The organism is Clostridium sp. UBA5119 (assembly GCF_002414285.1).
In the GTDB taxonomy this organism is placed as follows: domain Bacteria; phylum Bacillota; class Clostridia; order Clostridiales; family Clostridiaceae; genus Clostridium_J; species Clostridium_J sulfidigenes.
On sequence record NZ_DHYX01000047.1, the window covers coordinates 1 to 2,785 of the forward strand.

A 2,785-nucleotide genomic window follows, 5' to 3' on the forward strand; every position below is an offset into this window, starting at 1 on the left:
GTACTATTTACAAAATGCATCTGATGACACCTTCGAAGAAATTATGCTTCAGGGAATGACCATTGGTTATGTAAAATCTGAGCTTTCTGATATATTGCCATACATTACAACCTTTGTTAATAAAATTGATAATTGGTCAGTATGCGATAGCTTTTGTAGTGGATTAAAGCTTCCTAAACAATACCCAAAGGAAATGTGGAAATATTTGATGTCCTATCTTTCAGATACCGATGAGTATCATGTACGTTTTGGAATAGTCATGCTTCTTTTTTATTATATAGATGATAATCATATCGATGAAACATTAAAGCTATTGGATTGCATTAAACATCCAGGGTATTACGTTAAAATGTCAGTGGCTTGGGCCATATCTATCTGTTATATTAAATTTCCAGAAAAAACAATAAAATTTCTTAAAAATAATACTTTAGATGATATGACCTATAACAAAGCTTTACAAAAAATTACCGAATCATTACAAATAGATAAGGATACTAAATGTCTAATAAAAAATATGAAACGAAAATAAAAAAAGTGACCTCTAACAGTTTATAAACTGCTACAGGTCACTTTTAAACAACTTCTTCATGTTAAGAGTTATATTATCCATATTATAGGTGCCTAAGCTTCTGCGCGTTTTAAAATTATCTATCATTTTATAACTCCTTCTATATTCATTAATATGTTGTGTCGCTTTTCCATTTTTCCTCTTTCTCATCTCTCTTGCAACAATGCTTTTATTAAGATTACTTGCCATTGCCGTCTCTGGAAAAAAATATTTTTTCAATTACAAAATAACAACTAAGGATATAATCAAAGTAACGCCCTTACTCTATACTAAAGTTGTTGCATATACAAAGTATTGGGAAAGAATCCAAGTTTCTTATAAAACCCTATGGTACTTTCATTCTCTTGTGAAACGGTTACCCCAATTACTCTGCAATTATTTTCTTTAAACCATTCCATATGCTTAATTACAAGTTTCTTACCAATGCCTTTTCCTCTATTATTCTCATCAACGTGAAGTGATTCAATTTCTCCTTGTCCGTCAATTATTGTTGATATACAATATCCAATACATCCATCATCACTTTTAGCAACAGTAATTTTTATTGTCTTGTTCTCAAAAACTTTATTTCTCTCCTCAAAGCTAATATACCTATAGGATTCCCTAAAGTATTGTGAAGTACTTTCATGATACTGTCTGTTTTCTTCCCATAAGTTCTTGATAACTTCAATCTCATTATAAGAAACATCAAAAATTTCATTCATATTAATCACATCCCTCCAATAGTCCTTAATAATACTCCAATTGTCAATACATATCTATTTAAAAATTATAATTTCCCAACTAACTTTTGAACTTCCTCTTCTGTAAGCATTCGATACTGCCCTTTTTCAAGGGTTTCATCTAAGGTTATTCCCCCAATAGATATCCTCTTTAAATATACCACATAACAACCTACTGCCTTTAACATACGCTTAACTTGATGCTTACGCCCTTCAGAAATTGTAAGATATCCACAGACAACGGATTGATGATGATACTTTGACTCTATTTTATAGAACTTTCCAATATCAGTTTCCTGTTCTAACTCTTCATAGTTCCCACATTTCACCACCTCAATTTTAGCAGGCTTTGTTAATGCTTCACCTTCTCCAATGGAAATTCCATTCTCTAATCTATTCCTATCTTCCTCATCTAATGAACCCAATGCCCAAAAGAAATATTTCTTTTCAACATGCCTTTCTGGGCACATTAATTGATGATCAAAATCACCATCGTTGGTAAAAAGCAATAATCCTTCTGTATCTTTATCTAATCTTCCAACATGAAATATTCCATTTGTATTATCCTCATGAAAAAAATCAAATACTGTTTTATTATCAGCATCCTTTCTTGCAGTAATACATCCTGCAGGTTTATGAAACATATAATACACCTTTTCTCTATAATCAACTACTTTATCAAGATACTCAATAATATCAGTACTCTCCTTAATTTCCATTGCAGGTTCTGTTATCACTTCCCCATTTACTTTAACTTTTCCTTCCTTAATATAATCCCTACTCCTTTTGCGTGTCTCAATGAATGATACTGCTAAAAATTTATCTAATCTCATGTTTATCCTCTTCTTTTCATGTGCAAAATACTTTTAATTCTCTTTTCATAAGTAATTAGTAACTCTTTTAATATATAACAGTTTAGTCTATGAGTAAAGATGTTAATTTCTTAATAAGATAGTATTCTTATACATATAATCTGAACATAAAAATGGACTAAGGTAATATTAAATCATATCCTAATCCACTATTTTTAAATAAACATGCCTTCTCAAAACAATTTTACACCATTTAATAGAAACCAATTTATGACATTCAATTACAATATAAATTAATGAATATTTATCTATTCTTAAAACAGACCCAAAACCTCTCTTCGTAGATTTTAGGTCTGTTTAATATTATCAAGTAATAAAAAATTTTTATATTTATATTCATTTAGTAATATTACACTTTTAGATTTATATTATTTAATAATTATAATGCTGAAATTTTTACCTGTTGTTCTTGTAGGACTTTTAGTGTTAAATTCACTACTACTTTTTCTGTAAATTCAGTAAATATTTGTTCTGTAGGAACTATGCAATTTATAGTTGGATTTGTATGAATATCAACTTCAGCAATATCTGCTCTTACTAATTCAGTAAAAGGTTTTTCATTAAAGAATTCTGTAGAGAAAAAACTCTGACCACAAGGATTGCGTCCAATTACTGGATCTGAA

4 protein-coding genes and 1 pseudogene are annotated in these 2,785 nt (G+C 29.4%); 1 reads left to right on the forward strand and 4 read right to left on the reverse strand.

Features of this window, described 5'->3' with window-relative positions; genetic code table 11:
* Positions 1-529: DNA alkylation repair protein (locus B2671_RS06580; RefSeq protein WP_346869690.1), on the forward strand; the 529-nt coding region annotated here is incomplete at its 5' end.
* Positions 530-559: 30 nt separating this feature from the next.
* Here B2671_RS06580 and B2671_RS06585 read toward each other — a convergent pair.
* The 4 genes and pseudogenes from B2671_RS06585 to B2671_RS06600 all read right to left on the reverse strand — a co-directional run.
* Positions 560-757, reverse strand: coding sequence for a hypothetical protein (locus tag B2671_RS06585; protein ID WP_346869691.1), 198 nt, complete (start codon positions 755-757; stop codon positions 560-562).
* An 80-nt stretch (positions 758-837) separates the two neighbouring features.
* A complete protein-coding gene (locus B2671_RS06590) occupies positions 838-1,272 on the reverse strand; it encodes a GNAT family N-acetyltransferase (protein WP_346869692.1) in 435 nt (144 codons plus the stop codon).
* Between the two features lie 65 nt (positions 1,273-1,337).
* Positions 1,338-2,123: a pseudouridine synthase gene (locus B2671_RS06595; RefSeq protein WP_346869693.1), complete on the reverse strand. Its 786-nt coding sequence runs from the start codon at positions 2,121-2,123 to the stop codon at positions 1,338-1,340.
* A gap of 418 nt (positions 2,124-2,541) precedes the next feature.
* A pseudogene (locus B2671_RS06600) lies at positions 2,542-2,785 on the reverse strand (hypothetical protein); the annotation flags it as partial.